Consider the following 14,650-nt stretch of genomic DNA (forward strand, 5'->3'; position numbering starts at 1 on the left):
GGGTCAGGTATAGCGTTCGACCAGTCGTCGGGCATTGTCGGCAAAGCTGGTCCGGACCGACTCGGGTTGCAGGACCTCGATGGAGCAGCCGTAACCATGTAGCAGTTGCCATAACATGGTCGAAGGCTTCACTGTCGCCCGCAATACAAATCCGCCGTCGCATTCCTGCATGCGCTGATCCTGCGCCAGCCAGAATTCGCGCAGCGGATGACGACGGGGGCGGCCATCCTCCATCAGGGGCTCATCGACCTTGAGTACGATTTCAATGTTCTCACTGCTGTGAAAATTGAGGGCGTCCTCCCGCCGTACGTAGTCCTCCAGGTCGAAAGAAGGATCCTCATCAGCGGCCTCGTCAAGTACTTGTACGTGGGATAAGCGGTCCATCCGGAAGAGAAATCGCCGCCCGGGACGTTGCGTTCCCCAGGCCACCATATACAGGACGCCGGCCCGGTCGACCATGGCCAGCGGCGTCATGACGTAGATCCGTTCGGCGGGCGCTTTCTCGCCGAATTGGGTGTTGCGAAACGACAGCTTTCGTCCGTAATACAGGGCTTCCGTGACGGGGCGGTACACGTCCGCGCTGAAACGGGGGAGTACGACCGGATGTGTGCCGTCGATGCGCAAGGTCTTGCGCGCCCAGCTGTGCGCACGGCCAGCGCCCGGATGTCCTTGGTGGGCGGCAAGAAAGCGCGTGGCATCCGCGAAGGTGTCGGCCAGATCCTCCAGTACGACCGTTGGCAGATGGCGGTCTGCCACTTGCTTTAGCGCACACATGGCCATCGCCATGTTGACATTCATGTTCTGGATATTGAATTCGCTGCGTCGAATCGTACGATACCAACGGGTTGCCCGGGTTGCGCCGCGGAAACCCACGCTGTCGAGCTTGAGCAGGGTCCGGCGGATCTGGCGTGAATCCGGGACCGGCTGATGCATGCTGGCAAGTCGTTCGCGAATTTCCGACATCGATATGCCACCGTCTTCGGATTCTTCGTCTTCGATATAGGGAAGAATTCTCAACAGGCTGGCCAGCAGAAGTTGTTGTCTATCCATTTAAACCAGTCACAAATCGGAATGCTGCGCGATTCTATCCCCGGTGCGGCCGAAATATGCGTGGGTCGCGCGTTCGAAAGAACCCTCAGGGCGGCGAATTATTTTCGCTGCGACACGATCTGTCGCAGCGGTTTTCCTTGAGGAAGGGTGGGTTGCCACGGTTGATCACGCTTTCTCTTGATTTGAAGTCAAGGGCATGACCCAGAATGAGCGCAGGAGTGTTTTCGTGGGGGGGCGTCATTAATAATGCGGGTATTATTATCTGACGCATTCAGTTACCACCAGAAAACGCTATGCCTGAGTTACAGATTGGCTTCGTGGCACAACTTCCCTGTTCTGTCGGACTTGCGGCGACCCCGTATTCCGTCCGATGACCACGCGCCCCCAAAATCTGGCCACGTTGCGCATGGCCCTGGATTTGATTCAGCGCATCCCCCATCACCGAAAAATTACCGCGGTCGAGTTGCATCGGCAATTGCTGGCCGCGGGCCATATTCGTGATCTACGCACGGTTCAACGGCAGCTGGAAATGTTGAGCGTGCATTTCGATGTCGAACGGGACGATCGAAACAAGCCGTTTGGATATCGCCGCAGATCCCGATATTCGAATGCCGTGGAGGCGGACAGCGAGTCGACGCCGCCATTGGCGTACACGGCGACAAACCCTCGCAGAAAAAACGTGTTGCATGCGGTCAGCGATGCCCTTGGTGCCGGGCGCTGGCTGGAATTGAGCTACGGCAAGGACGGCGCGCCCTCTTTGCCTGACAAGGTGGGGCCATTGGGGCTGACGCAGCACGGCGATGACGTTTTGCTGGTGTACAGCGTGCTGGCTCCAGTGCGCGTGGGCTGTGTGGCGCTGGACCGCATTGTCGCGGCACGCGTCACGAACATTCCCTTTGAACGCCCGGAGGGATTCCGGCTGCAACGCTTGGATGCAGAGGCGGTTGCGGATGTGGACTGTATGGAAACGATTGACGAGTGGGCTCAACCGGGTGTCTGTCATCAATGCTGAGTCGCAGGGGAGTACGAAGCGGTGCCCGCGCCGCGACGAGAGCAACAAAGGCGGCCGGCGGTCCGGGAACAAGGAAAAAAAAGACGGCGCTTCAAGTCGCTCCGTCGACGGCGAAGAAAGCGGCACCGCTTTTTAATGTGCTGGTGATGGCGACGGTCAGCGCTGGCAAGAGCTCGCTGATCAATGCCCTGATCGGCCGCGAATTACTGCATTCGGCGAATGAGGCGACCACGGCGTGCGTGGCTTCCATTGAGCATCGCCCTGGCCAAAGCGGGTTTCATGGACGCTGCCTGTCGAGTACGGGGCGCGAACTGGTTCGTCACGACGATGTTTCCGCTGATCAGATCCGGAGCTGGAATGGCGACGCTCACGTACGCCGGATAGATCTGAGCGGCCCTTTTCGCAGTTCCAGGGGCCTGGCCAACCGGTTGGTATTGCTCGATACGCCGGGCCCAAACAACAGTATGGACGCCGACCACGAAAAACGCGTGTTCGACGCCTGGCGCAAGATCCCGGTCCAGTTCGTGCTCTACGTGTTGGATATCGGCCAGCTCACGACTGCGGACAACAAGGCGTTGTTGCTCAAGCTGCGTCGGCGGATCAAGGCCCGGCCCGGCCTGCGCATCGCGTTCGTTCTCAACAAGGTTGACTTGCTTGACCGAGAGCGTGGCGAAGACCTGCAAGCCTATGTGGCGCAGGCTCGCGCTTTTCTGGAAGAAGCCGGCTTTGCTGAGCCGATGGTCATTCCCACCATGGCGGCCGCTGCCCTCTACGCCACCATGGCCCGGCATGACGAGCCGCTGACCCGGGGGCAGCGCGCCAGGCTGCGGCAGGCCTTGCAGGCTATGGAAGACCACGAACAAGGACTGGTGTCAGCCGCGATCGTCCCGGGAGCGGTGCGGCGGCGCGTGCTCAAGGATCTGTCCGAACTCGAGCCGATCCGCCCGGCCCTGTCTGGCGGCGGCCAGGCGCTTGCCACCGAAGACTGGCAGCGCTTGGTTTGCATGAGCGGCATCAGAACCATCGAACACCTGATCAAACATCAACGCAATGCCTACGAAAAATCATGAACTGCATCGACATCACCCATAACCCATTTATCGTTGAGACGACCTTCCTGATCAACGGCGAAGTGCCGGCCGAAGGCTGCAAATTATCGAGTTATCGCGAAAGCCGCCTTCAGACCTGGATAGAGCGGCTGTTTGACGAGTTGAGCCAACTCTTCAATGGCGATGACCGGTTCAAGGTCAGCTTCAAGGGCGTGGAATCGGATTATCTGGATGTCGCGGAGGCCGCGCAGGCAGCTAGGAGCCGGGGCATGCAGGTGGAGCTTGACTGGGTTCGCACCGAGCATACTGAAGTACGGTTGGAAAAGATCCGCGAACTCGTGGACGAAGCGCTATCGCACCCGAAGCTGCAGGCCTACTTCAGCGAAAACGCCGATGCGAAAGCCGCATTGGACGAGGCGCTCGGCAACGACTTCGATGTCTGCGTCGTCGCCACCATGTCTGCGGGTAAATCGACGTTGATCAACGCGATGCTGGGCCGCGATTTGCTGCCCGCCGCGAATGAGGCGACAACGGCCACGATCGCCCGGATCGTTCATAACGGCGACCTCGGGGAACGCTTCAGCGCCGCCCGCATTACCCGTGATGGAGAGCGGGCGGAAGCTTCCGAGCAGGCCGGGCTTGAGTTGATTCAGCGGTGGAACCGGATGGAGGATACGGCCACGATCGAGCTCGAGGGGGCGATTCCGGCCGTCCGGGACCGCGACAATGTACGTCTGGTGCTGACCGATACCCCTGGGCCGAACAACAGCCAGGATGAAAATCACGAGCGCGTCACCATGGGTTTCATCCAGGATTCGCGGCGCAATCCGCTGATCCTGTATGTCCTGAACGCCAGCCAGCTGAGTATTGACGATGACCGCAATCTGCTCGAATTGGTCGGCCAGGCAATGCGCAAGGGCGGTAAACAAAGCAAGGATCGTTTCATCTTCGTGGTCAACAAGATGGACGTGTTTGATCCCGAAAAGGGCGAGGATCCGAAAGAAATTCTGGAACGGGTGAAGCAGTACCTGGTGAGCAACGGCATCCAGAATCCCTTGGTCTATCCGGTATCCGCGAATCTGACGCGCCTGATTCGCAAGCCTGGCGATCTGCATTCACGCAAGGAACGAGGCGATTACAGCACCATGGCGGAGCTGTTTGACCTGGAGCCTTGCATGAATATGCTCCAGTACATGCCATTGACGTCCCGGGTCAGCATGGCGTTGGCCGACAAGCAGTATTCGCCTCTGTTGCTCAGCAGCGGCCTGCCGGCAGTGGAGACAATGATCGACGAATACATCGACAAATACAGCTTGCCTCATCGAGCCAAGCGCGCCAGCGAGGCGCTGAGCCGGGTCATTGAAATGGGCCTGAACGAGGCGGACCTGGCCGACCAGCTGAATACGGACGAGCGCGCGCTGAAAAAACTCAATGATGAGCTGGAAGGCTTGCAGCAGCGGCGCGCGCGGGGATCCGATGTGGACGCATATGTCGAGGAATTGCGCTCGAGCGAGAGGAGCATGCCTTCACGGACGATCGAAACCCTTGTCGAACTGGAAACCGAGATGATTGCGTCGATTCGCAAGGTGTCGGATGGCTTCTCCGGAAAGAGCGAATTGTCCAAGGCGAAAGCCAGGGTGGAGCAGGCCTCGTCCCAGCTTCGTTTCGAGTACAACAGGCTCGCCAATCTGTACCAGGGCGCATTCGAGGCCAGCCAGAAATACGTGGCCGAAGACCTGCAGAAAACGTACCAGGAATACGTTCTCGAGATCTTCCAAGACTATGAGGAGCTTGAGTTTCCGGCCATGGAGAGCCTTCGGAGAAGCGTTGCCGATATCTCCTTGAATCTGGACATACGCAAGGCCGAGGTCGAGCGGGAGCAAGTGGTGGTCGGGTACCGGAAAGTCAGCACGAGCCGGTGGTACAACCCGTTTTCATGGGGCGACGAGAAGTCCGTGCCTGTCTTCGGTGACGAAGAATTCGTCGATCTCGCGAAGGTGTGGAAGAGCAGGCAAACCCAGGTGCAGGCGGAGTTCACCAACCTGAGCCTGGCCGAGGTCGCGCGGATAAAAGCGGGCAGGGATCAGTTGGTCGACCAGTTCCTGGCATTCATGGCCGACGAGTTCGACCAACGTTTCAACGAATTGGTGGAATCCGTGAGGGACAAGGCGCGTGACCGCGATGCCCGCGAGCGGGCCGTGGAAGAAGGCAGGGCGTTGCGCGCATGGATTGCCACATTCAAAAACAGGCTCGAAGCCACGCTGGCGGTCTGAAACGGAGCATATGAGCATGACGACGAATTTCATTCCATCCGACAATCTCAAGCACTACGTCGAAGCGGGCGAGTTAAGTACGGCGCGCGCGGCGCTGTTCATGGAACTCGATGACTCCGAGCTTGAGGCAGCCGACCTGCGCGCCGCGCAAGCCTGGGCGGCCAGCCGCGTGGCCGGCCTGTACGAGGCATACGCCGAATCCGCCTTCGCACGCGCGATTGACCGTGAAGAAGACCATTGGAAGGTCGAATATTTCGATACGCAGATGGTGTATTTGAAGATGAACTTCTGCGAGGCGCGTTTTTTGCATCTGATTTCCGTTCGCCAGAAGTTACGGGATGCCAGCGTGGGACGGTTTCAGGCCAAGGCCGCGCCCGAGGATGTTTCGCGCGGCAACCATCGCCCTGCGGCGTCGCCTTCGAAATCGGCACTGCCTCCGGCGGTGCGCGCGCTCTTGATCGTCGGCGGCGCTGCCGCTGCGCTGGCGTTGTTCCTGACTATGTGGGGGAAATAGGCCGTGAACGCAGTCATTCCAAACGCCGCCGCATTGCAACACGTCCGTGAGAACGCGGCCCAGACGCTGGATGCCGCGCGCGTGCTGATCAACCGCAGCTATTTGTCCGAACTGCAGCATTACGCCGTTCGGCCGTATTCAAGCGCGACGCCTGCGTTCAAGTCCGCCGCCGACCTGCGGATATTCCGCATCGATCGCATCGTCCAGAATAACAAGCAGTCCGTCCTGGAAAGCACCACCGCCGCCTATACCGCGTTGGGCGCGGCGGGCCATGCCGTGTTCCTGCTGCTGCGGTCGGACGGTGTCGAGACGGAGGTCTATATCGGTAGCCGGGGTAAATCCGGCAAGATGCTGGGGCACAACGCCGGCGAGCTGCTGCGCGAAACGTTCCGGGGGCATTTCAGCGGCAGTGCGCTGCAGGCGCTGAACCAGCAGGCGGTGGACAGCCTGCTCGACGGGGTTGCGTCGAGCAAGGACGACCCTTCTTCCAGCGTTACCGCGGTCACCGGGGTTCCCGCCTTGTCCAGCGCGGATCGGGAGCAGTTTGCCCAGGGGTTGGAGCGGTTTATCGACGCCGCCGAGCAACGGGTGTATCAAGCGATCATTCTGGCCGAACCCATTGCCTTGCAGGATCTGGACCTGATCCGGACCGGCTACGAGCAGGTCGCCACGCAGCTGTCGCCATTGCTTGCGCAACAACTCGCTTTTGGTGTCCAGGAAAGCGACAGTATCGGCTTCAGCATCAGCCAGGGGTTGAGCGAATCGCTCGGTCATAGTCTTGGCTTGACCTGCACGACAGGCCAATCGCGGACGCGCGGTACATCGACCACGGAGACCACGGGCAGTTCCAGGAATTCCAGTTCACAAACCGCAGCGTCGAAGACCGGCAGCATCATTGGTGCCTCGGCAGGCGTGCTGGCAGGTTCATTCTTCGGTCCCCTGGGGGTGGTGATTGGCAGTCAGGTGGGAGCGGCGATCGGTACTGTCCTCAGCGAACAGGAGTCGACAGGTACGAATCACTCCCAGGCGGAAGGCCGCAGCGAGAGCCACAGCGATTCCTGGGGGGAGTCGAGGGCGAAGACGGAATCCGTCACCCACTCGACCAGCCGTACGGACTCGCGTTCGGCGAACCGCACGACCGGTGCCAATCGTCAGGTTTCGATCGACTTGACCGACAAGAGCATCGAGCAGTTGCTGGGGCGGATAGACCATCATTTGATGCGTATCGACGAGGCCAAGACGTACGGCGGTTGGAACTCGGCCGCCTATTTCATCGGCGATAGCACCGCCTCTTCCGAGGCCTTGGCCAGCCTGTTCCTGGGGCTGATCCGCGGCAGTAAATCCAGCCACGAGGACTTTGCCCTGACCACCTGGAACTCGGCGCGAAAGTCGGCGGCACTGGATTGGTTGGCCGCGGTCAGCCATCCGCAGCTCGATCATCATTTCTCGAAGCGTATTCCGATCCCGTACGTTACTCCGGCGACCCTGGTGTCGGGACGGGAATTGGCGATTCAACTGAGCCTGCCACGCCGATCCACGTCTACCGTGGCGGTGGTGGAAACACAGACTTTCGGCCGCAAGGTCCAGTATGTGGATGGCCGGCGAGCCGTTCCTGCCGGCAAGGGCACGCGCACGTTGAAGCTGGGACAGATGCGCCACCTCTGGGAGAACCTTCCGCAAAGCATCACTCTTGCGCTGGACCAGTTGACGAGCCACGTCTTTGTCAGCGGATCGACGGGCGCAGGCAAGAGCAACACGATGTACCAGATTCTCAGCCAGATCGAGGCCAACGAAATCCCGTTCCTGGTCATCGAACCGGCCAAGGGCGAGTACAAGCACGTATTCGGCCACAATCCCCGCGTCAGGGTGTATGGCACGAATCCGGCGCACTCCGAACTGTTGCGCATCAATCCATTCCGCTTTCCTGAAGCCATTCATGTGCTCGAGCACGTGGATCGCCTGATCGAGATTTTCAGTGTCTGCTGGCCCATGTACGCGGCAATGCCGGCGGTATTGAAAGAGGCCCTGCTGCTTGCCTACGAGCAGTGTGGCTGGGATCTGGAACTGTCCGTCAATCCTGGCTACGCGGATCTATATCCGAGTTTCGGCGATCTGCTTGCCACGTTGCACAGCGTGATCGATGCGTCGGTCTATTCACAGGAAGTGAAAGGCAACTATATCGGCTCGTTGACGACCCGGGTCCAATCCCTGACCAATGGCCTGAATGGCCGGATCTTCGCCGCCGACGAGATTGATGCCGACGATCTGTTCGAACGTTCCGCCATTGTCGATCTGAGCCGTGTCGGTTCCGCGGAGACCAAGGCTTTGATCATGGGCGTCCTGGTCATGCGCTTGAATGAACACCGGATGGCGAAAGGAGGCATGAACCAACCCCTGCGCCACGTCACGGTGCTTGAGGAGGCGCATCATCTTCTGAAGCGCGACCCCGTCGGCACGGGCGCCGAAGGCGCGGGCGTGGCAGGGAAGTCGGTCGAAATGCTGACCAACGCCATCGCCGAAATGCGCACCTATGGGGAAGGGTTCATCATTGTCGATCAGTCTCCCAACGCGGTCGATGTCGCGGCGATCCGTAATACGAACACCAAGATCATCATGCGCCTGCCCGACGAGGCGGACCGGCGTCTGATCGGCAAATCGGCCGGGCTGCGTGATGAACAGCTGGAAGAGATTGCGCGCTTGCCCAAGGGCGTGGCCGTCGTGCACCAGAACGACTGGCTGGAGCCCGTGCTTTGCCAGGTGACGAAGTTCGAGGGCGAGACACGTCCCTATGCCTATGAGGTGCCGCGGCAAGAGGCAAGTTTCGCGCGCGAGACGTTCAATCACCAGGCGCTGCGCTTGTTATTGGCAAAACGGGTTCATGCGCCCTATCCGGTGGATCCGGGTGTTGTGGAGCGCGGCTTGCGTGAGCTGCCCCTGCGGGCGCCGGACAAGATTGCGGTGCATGACGTACTACGCATGTTCCGTCAGGGGGAAGCCATTGTCCTATGGCAGCCGCAAGCATTTGAAAGCCTGGCCCGCCTGGTCGTCAATGTGCTTGGATGCCGACCCGAGATACGCAAACTGATCGAAACAGCAGCGGATTATGAACAGCTGCAGGCGGGCCTGGACGCCATCGTCAGGGCGCTGGTCCGGCATGTGGAGGATGACCTTTGCTTGGCGATACAGCAGTGCGTGATGAAAGACTATAGTCTGCAACGCGACAGCCACCTGGAGATCTACGCCGCTTGGCGCACCAACATCGAAAACAGGAAATCAGCATGAATTTCGAACACCTGCGGGCCGTTGGCGGCGATGCCCCGTGCCGTCTGGCGCAGTTGGCCTGGGATATGCCAGGAAAATGCGTACTGATCGCGGAACTGGACCGGCCGATGGTGGTGACGCAAGACATGCGCCAGGATCTACCGCCGATGAGCGATGAGCGACGGGACCGGCTTGAGAGCCTCGGCTACCCGGACACGATTCTGGACGCCATCGGTAGCGACGCCGAAGCGAATATTTATGAAAATGCGGATTTGAAACCAGAGACGGTCAATGGAAAGGACGTGTTGATCCGCGGTGATATCGATTATGACCGGGAGGATGCGTTCGGCAAGACCAATCTGGAAAGAATGCGGGATGGCCGTGCGCCGCTCGACGACGGCGGGAAACCCATAGAGCTTCACCATATAGGCCAGTCGCAGGATTCTCCCCTTGCCGAACTAACGGGTTCGGAGCATCGGGGCAACGGCAATGACAATATCCTGCACAATAAATTGAAGGAATCGGAGATCGATCGGGGAAATTTTGGCGACGAGCGTGGCGACCATTGGAAGGCGCGTGCCACGCAGATTGATAATCAACGTGATCGGGAAACGTCATGAACGAACTTACCGCGCTGGTCGAGCGCAACCATGCCACCATTCGTCCCGCCCGGGGCGAGGATATTCAGCAGCTGGGAGAGAGCCTGGGCTTCGCTTTGGCCGATGAATACGTCGATTATCTGTCCACGTTCGGCGTCATTGTGTTTGGCGCCACTGAAACCTACGGGTTGGGAGTTCCGCCGGACTATTACTTGAATGTGCGGAACATGTACGCCGATCTGAGCCGCGACGCGACTTATCCCAGGCTCGCGGTGCCGCTGGTCGATGCGGGTGACGGGCGCTACTACCTGTATGACAATGGCAGTCGACGAATCCTGTTGTGGGCGACACCCAATGGGGGCATCGTCCAGACCCTGAACGAAGGACTTGAAGCGTTTTTGGTCAAGCAGATCTTTCGTCCTTGACATGACCCGTGCCGTGGCACGGCAGCACAAATTGGCAGATTGGCCGCGGTGCAACGCCGTCGCGGCAATTGCGCCGGCCGCAGGCCCATCTGCAGGGGAACAGGCCGGCCAACACTGAACGCAACGCACGGGAGCGCCATCATGTCCGCCACGGTCCGGCGCGCCGCCATCACTGTCGGTCCGGCCGGCGCTCCGGCATCCTTCCGGTCTTGACGGTGGTCGGCCAGCAACGTATCGTTTTGAGCAGTTACCGGCCACCCCGCCCCATGCATTCCCGTTTCGACCGATTCCGCGCCACCCCTCTCGGGCAGCAGCTCGAGGCCCTGATTGACGAGCCGGGCCGCTACCTCGAGTACGCGGCGCTGTCGCGGGTCGGCGTGGCCGCCGTCGCCGCCATCAGCGACGACGTCGAAACGATGTTTCCCGAAGTCGCGGCGGACACTACCGCGCGGCAGTTCTGCGGCGCGCTCGTGGCCGACCTGATGCGGCGCCATGGTCATGAGGTGGTGCAGGCGCGCGGCCGCGTGGCGGGCGCGATCTTCAGCTATGGCGCGGTGTTCAGCCCACGGCCCGTGGCGCTGCCGTTCGCCGGGGTCATCGACGGGCTGGCGCGCATGCCGGACGCCGTGGCCAGCCTGATGGCGCGCGTGCCGGCGCCGTGGCGTACCCGCCGGCCCGAGGGAACCGGGTTTTCGGCCACCGAACACGTCTGCCTCCTGCGCGGCCTGGATACCGTGTTCGTCCAGCGCATCGAGGCCATTCTCGCCGCGGCGCTGCCGCGCATCGATTCCGTCGACGGCAGCGCCCTGGCGGCCGAGCGCGATTACCAGGAGCAGGACCCGGACGCCGCGCTGGCCTCGTTCCGCCGCGGCCGGGCGCAGTTGTGCGCCTCGCTGCGCAAGCTGGACGCGACGGCGCTGGCGCGGTGCGGCCTGCGCGACGGCCTGCACCGCATGACGCTCGAACAGATCGTGCGCGAGCTGTTCGAGCACGACCGCACCCATTGCCAGGAACTGGAAGAACTGCTCGCCGAACTGGCCCCGCCGACCGCTCGTGGCGAACGCGGCGCCGCATGAGCCGCGGCGCCCGCCGCCACGCCCGTGCCGCGGGTCTGCGACCGCATCGGCTATATTGCCAGCGCCCCTTTTCTTTCTCGCGGGCCGCCGCCGGCCCCATCGAATCCCATGCCTGAAAAACCCGTGGAACCGCAAGCCGTCCTCAGCCCCAACGCCCGCTACGCGATCTTCATCGTCGCCACGCTGAACCCCGGCGCCGACAACGCCGCCGCCGTGCGCGCCTGGTGTGAAGACGTCGGCAACCTGGCGCGCACCGTCGGCACGCGCGCGGTGGCCGCCGACCTGTCCTGTGTCTGTGGCTTCGGCTCGGCCGCTTGGGACGCGCTGTTCGGCGCGCCGCGGCCCGCCGGCCTGCATCCGTTCCGCGAGATCGGCACGGGCGAGCGCGTCGCCGTGTCGACGCCGGGCGACATCCTGCTGCACATCCGCGCCGAAGCCATGGACGCCTGTTTCGAGCTGGCCACCTTGCTGGTGGCCGCGCTGGGCTCGGCGGCCACGGTGGTCGATGAAGTGCACGGCTTCCGCTACTTCGACCGGCGCGCCATCATCGGCTTCGTCGACGGCACCGAGAACCCGCAGGGGTTCGAACTGCCCGGCTACACCCTGATCGGCGACGAGGACGAAGCCTTCGCCGGCGGCAGCTACGTGCTGGTGCAGAAGTATCTGCACGACATGAGCGCCTGGGAAAAGCTGTCCACCGAACAGCAGGAACTCATCATCGGCCGCCGCAAGCTCACCAACGTCGAGCTGCCCGACGACGTCAAGCCGTCCTACTCGCACAGCGCCCTGACCACGCTGGAAGAAGATGGCCAGGAGATCAAGATCCTGCGCGACAACATGCCGTTCGGCCGCGCCGGCGCCGGCGAATTCGGCACCTATTTCATCGGCTACGCGCGTTCGCCCAAGCCGATCGAACAGATGCTCGAGAACATGTTCGTGGGCCGTCCTGCCGGCAACTACGACCGCCTGCTCGACTACAGCCGCGCCGTCACCGGCAGCCTGTTCTTCGTGCCGTCGGCAGAGCTGCTGGACGAGCTGGCCGAACGCGCAGGCTGATCGGCCTCAGTCGGGAATCTGCGGCTCGACCAGCCGCATAAGCTGGGCCAGTGATTCCTGCCAGCCCAGGCAGCACATCTCTGGCGGAATCACTGCCGGGATGTTCTCCTGCACCACGGTCATCTCCGTGCCGCAGGACACCTTGCGCAAGGTGATCGTGGTCTGCATCCGGCCCGGCAGGTTCGGGTCGTCGAACTCGTCGGTGTAGCGGATCTTCTCGCCCGGCACCAGTTCCAGGTATTCGCCGCCGAAGCCGTGGGCGTGGCCGGTGCCGAAATTGCGGAATGCCATGCGGTGCCTGCCGCCGACCTTGGCATCGAGCTCGAAGACCTCGCAGGTAAAGCCGTACGGGGGCAGCCAGCGCACGACCGCGTCCGGCTCAAGGAAGGCGCGGTAAACGGTGTCGGGTGATGCGCGCAGGACGCGATGCAGGGTAACAGTGCCAGTCGTCATGATGAATCCGCCTTTGAAGGAAGTGGTGCGTATCGGGACGACGTATGAGCTTGGGGCGGATCGACAGGCCGGGCATTGGGACAAACCCTGAGTCCGGTCAAGCTGCCGCGTCCGCCATCTCCCGCAACAGCACGTCCTCGTAGAACGCGCCGATCGGCAGCGTCCGGTCGCGCACCTGGATCTCCAGCACCCAGATGCCGTCGGCCGGCACGAATTCGGCCTGCGCCAGCCGGTGCCGGCCGTACAGCGCGTGCGGAAAATCCGCCACCCGGTGGCCCGGCACCTCGCGCACCAGCTCGCAGCCATAGTCGCGCGCGTAGGCCTCGGCGCGGTCGTACAGGGCCGCGCCGGTCAGCCCGCGCAGCCAGTCCTCGCGGGTGCGCCGGAACACCTGGCGCGCGGCTTCGGCGCAGCGCCGGCGGTCGGCATCCGCGCCCAGCACGAAGGTATCGCCATAGTCGCCCTCGTAACCGTCCCAGACCGGGCCGATGTCCACCACGAACACGTCATCGTCGCGCAGCCGGCGCTGGAAGTCGGTGGGCTGCACCGCCGGCGACTGCGAGTCGGGGCCGAAGCGCACGTAGGTCGGGTGCCAGTTGTGCGAGGCGCCCATGCGTCGCAGGTGGGCATCGGCCGCCGTGACCGCCTCGCGCGTGGTCATGCCGGGCCGCAGCAGCGCGGCAATCTCGCGCACCGCCTCGCGCGAGCGGCGGCGGGCGTCGAGGATACCGTCCAGGCTGAAGCGCGGGCCCACCTGCTCCCACGGGTGGGCGGGGGCCGGCGCGACGCGCGTGGCGGGCCGGTCCCGCGCCGGCACGAAGGCCTCGGACACGAAGCGGTCCGGCGGCAGGCCGGCCGCGCACAACCGATCCCGCGCCGCGCGCACCATGGCCGGGTTGCCGCAGGCGTAGGCCACCGTGCGCGGCCAGTCGTGGTCCGCGGCCAGGGCGGCGTCCTGCACGTGCCAGGCGGGCGTGGCGGATGCTCGCGACAGCACCGCCTGCCATTGGAACCCGCTGTGCTTGCCTTGCAGCGCGTTGAGCAGCGGGCCCGCGTAGCAGTCGTCCTCGTCGCGGCCGCCCCAGTAGAGCGTGACGCGCCTGATGCGCGGGTCCTGCAATGCCGCCATCATGATCGCGTGGACGCCGGCATAGCCGGTGCCGGTGGCTAGCAGCACCAGCTCCTGGACCGCCTCGGCCCAGCCCCGCGCCGGCCAGACGCAGGCGCCGTGCGGGCCCGCCAGGGTGAGCGTATCGCCGGGCATCAGGTGCGGCAGCACCCGTTCGGTGAAACCGCCGTCGGGCATGCGCCGGATGTGGAATTCGAGCCGGGCGGGGCCGGCCGTGGCCGGCACGCTGGCGATGGAGAACGGGCGCTCGCCGCCATCTTCCATCAGGATGCGCACGTGCTGTCCGGCCTGCCAGGTGAAGGTCCCGGCGGCGTCGCGGGGCGCCACGATCAGCTGGGTCACGTCGGCCGTCAGCGGCACCCGCGACAGCACCGTTGCCGGATAGTGGCGCGCCGGTTGCGGCGGCGCCTGCCAGTGCGGGAAGCGCAGCGTCAGGTCGCCGGCCGCGCGGCATTGGCACATCAGGAGTTCGTCGGCGGCGGTGACATAGGTGCGCTCGGTGGGCGGCGCGATGCGGGCGTAGGCGCCGCCGGCCACCTGGGCCCGGCATGAACCGCACTCGCCGCGCTGACAGGAAAACGGCACGGCCACGCCCTGGGCCAGCGCGGCTTCCAGGATCGAGGTGCTGCCATCGTTGGTGAAGCGGCCGTGCTCGAGGATGATGGTGTGGGCGGGCGTGGACATGGCGCGATTCCGGTGGCGTGCCCCGGGGGGCGATGGGGCAATGTAGCGATAGAATGGCTCGATGAAATA

General features: G+C 62.9%; 12 protein-coding genes. 9 read left to right on the forward strand and 3 right to left on the reverse strand.

What is annotated here, in order from left to right:
- Positions 1-3: 3 nt before the first annotated feature.
- The gene (locus tag AC6LKG_RS07965) at positions 4-1,050 is read right to left on the reverse strand and encodes a helix-turn-helix transcriptional regulator (protein ID WP_006384266.1); all 1,047 of its coding nucleotides are present in this window, start codon (positions 1,048-1,050) and stop codon (positions 4-6) included.
- A 370-nt stretch (positions 1,051-1,420) separates the two neighbouring features.
- Between AC6LKG_RS07965 and AC6LKG_RS07970 the strand changes: the two genes are divergently transcribed.
- From AC6LKG_RS07970 to AC6LKG_RS08010, 9 genes are all read left to right on the forward strand, one after another.
- Positions 1,421-2,062, forward strand: coding sequence for a hypothetical protein (locus AC6LKG_RS07970; protein ID WP_498163815.1), 642 nt, complete (start codon positions 1,421-1,423; stop codon positions 2,060-2,062).
- Between the two features lie 146 nt (positions 2,063-2,208).
- On the forward strand, positions 2,209-3,132 hold the full coding sequence (locus AC6LKG_RS07975; RefSeq protein WP_070783398.1) for a dynamin family protein: 924 nt from the start codon (positions 2,209-2,211) through the stop codon (positions 3,130-3,132).
- Positions 3,129-5,384, forward strand: a complete 2,256-nt coding sequence (locus AC6LKG_RS07980) for a dynamin family protein (RefSeq protein WP_498163816.1) — start codon at positions 3,129-3,131, stop codon at positions 5,382-5,384. Before AC6LKG_RS07975 ends, AC6LKG_RS07980 begins: the two co-directional genes overlap by 4 nt.
- 16 nt (positions 5,385-5,400) lie before the next feature.
- Positions 5,401-5,898 carry a hypothetical protein gene (locus tag AC6LKG_RS07985; RefSeq protein ID WP_127481483.1) on the forward strand — a complete coding sequence of 166 codons (498 nt, stop codon included), beginning with the start codon at positions 5,401-5,403 and terminating at the stop codon, positions 5,896-5,898.
- Positions 5,899-5,901: 3 nt separating this feature from the next.
- Positions 5,902-9,180, forward strand: coding sequence for an ATP-binding protein (locus AC6LKG_RS07990; protein ID WP_498163817.1), 3,279 nt, complete (start codon positions 5,902-5,904; stop codon positions 9,178-9,180).
- A complete protein-coding gene (locus tag AC6LKG_RS07995; RefSeq protein WP_498163818.1) occupies positions 9,177-9,779 on the forward strand; it encodes an HNH/ENDO VII family nuclease in 603 nt (200 codons plus the stop codon). The genes AC6LKG_RS07990 and AC6LKG_RS07995 overlap by 4 nt, the downstream gene beginning before the upstream one ends.
- The gene (locus AC6LKG_RS08000) at positions 9,776-10,183 is read left to right on the forward strand and encodes an SMI1/KNR4 family protein (RefSeq protein WP_006384258.1); all 408 of its coding nucleotides are present in this window, start codon (positions 9,776-9,778) and stop codon (positions 10,181-10,183) included. Before AC6LKG_RS07995 ends, AC6LKG_RS08000 begins: the two co-directional genes overlap by 4 nt.
- Positions 10,184-10,449: 266 nt before the next feature.
- On the forward strand, positions 10,450-11,259 hold the full coding sequence (locus AC6LKG_RS08005) for a DinB family protein (RefSeq protein ID WP_498163819.1): 810 nt from the start codon (positions 10,450-10,452) through the stop codon (positions 11,257-11,259).
- A 108-nt stretch (positions 11,260-11,367) separates the two neighbouring features.
- The gene (locus AC6LKG_RS08010) at positions 11,368-12,315 is read left to right on the forward strand and encodes a Dyp-type peroxidase (RefSeq protein WP_498163820.1); all 948 of its coding nucleotides are present in this window, start codon (positions 11,368-11,370) and stop codon (positions 12,313-12,315) included.
- Positions 12,316-12,321: 6 nt separating this feature from the next.
- Here the strand turns inward: AC6LKG_RS08010 and AC6LKG_RS08015 are convergent, their stop codons facing one another.
- Both AC6LKG_RS08015 and AC6LKG_RS08020 read right to left on the reverse strand, forming a co-directional pair.
- Entirely contained in the window at positions 12,322-12,768 is a 447-nt protein-coding gene (locus tag AC6LKG_RS08015; protein ID WP_498163821.1) for an SRPBCC family protein, read from the reverse strand.
- Positions 12,769-12,865: 97 nt separating this feature from the next.
- Positions 12,866-14,581: an NAD(P)H dependent flavin oxidoreductase family protein gene (locus AC6LKG_RS08020; RefSeq protein WP_498163822.1), complete on the reverse strand. Its 1,716-nt coding sequence runs from the start codon at positions 14,579-14,581 to the stop codon at positions 12,866-12,868.
- Positions 14,582-14,650 lie beyond the last annotated feature (69 nt).

Source organism: Achromobacter sp. 46006, assembly GCF_059761975.1.

What these genes read in the sequence shown, in the direction of transcription:
- AC6LKG_RS08020 (WP_498163822.1), bottom strand. Translation starts at nt 14,581, where the DNA reads ATGTCCACGCCCGCCCACACCATCATCCTCGAGCACGGCCGCTTCACC.
- AC6LKG_RS07995 (WP_498163818.1), top strand. Translation starts at nt 9,177, where the DNA reads ATGAATTTCGAACACCTGCGGGCCGTTGGCGGCGATGCCCCGTGCCGT.
- AC6LKG_RS08000 (WP_006384258.1), top strand. Translation starts at nt 9,776, where the DNA reads ATGAACGAACTTACCGCGCTGGTCGAGCGCAACCATGCCACCATTCGT.
- AC6LKG_RS07965 (WP_006384266.1), bottom strand. Translation starts at nt 1,050, where the DNA reads ATGGATAGACAACAACTTCTGCTGGCCAGCCTGTTGAGAATTCTTCCC.
- AC6LKG_RS07985 (WP_127481483.1), top strand. Translation starts at nt 5,401, where the DNA reads ATGACGACGAATTTCATTCCATCCGACAATCTCAAGCACTACGTCGAA.
- AC6LKG_RS08010 (WP_498163820.1), top strand. Translation starts at nt 11,368, where the DNA reads ATGCCTGAAAAACCCGTGGAACCGCAAGCCGTCCTCAGCCCCAACGCC.
- AC6LKG_RS08015 (WP_498163821.1), bottom strand. Translation starts at nt 12,768, where the DNA reads ATGACGACTGGCACTGTTACCCTGCATCGCGTCCTGCGCGCATCACCC.
- AC6LKG_RS08005 (WP_498163819.1), top strand. Translation starts at nt 10,450, where the DNA reads ATGCATTCCCGTTTCGACCGATTCCGCGCCACCCCTCTCGGGCAGCAG.
- AC6LKG_RS07970 (WP_498163815.1), top strand. Translation starts at nt 1,421, where the DNA reads ATGACCACGCGCCCCCAAAATCTGGCCACGTTGCGCATGGCCCTGGAT.
- AC6LKG_RS07975 (WP_070783398.1), top strand. Translation starts at nt 2,209, where the DNA reads ATGGCGACGGTCAGCGCTGGCAAGAGCTCGCTGATCAATGCCCTGATC.
- AC6LKG_RS07980 (WP_498163816.1), top strand. Translation starts at nt 3,129, where the DNA reads ATGAACTGCATCGACATCACCCATAACCCATTTATCGTTGAGACGACC.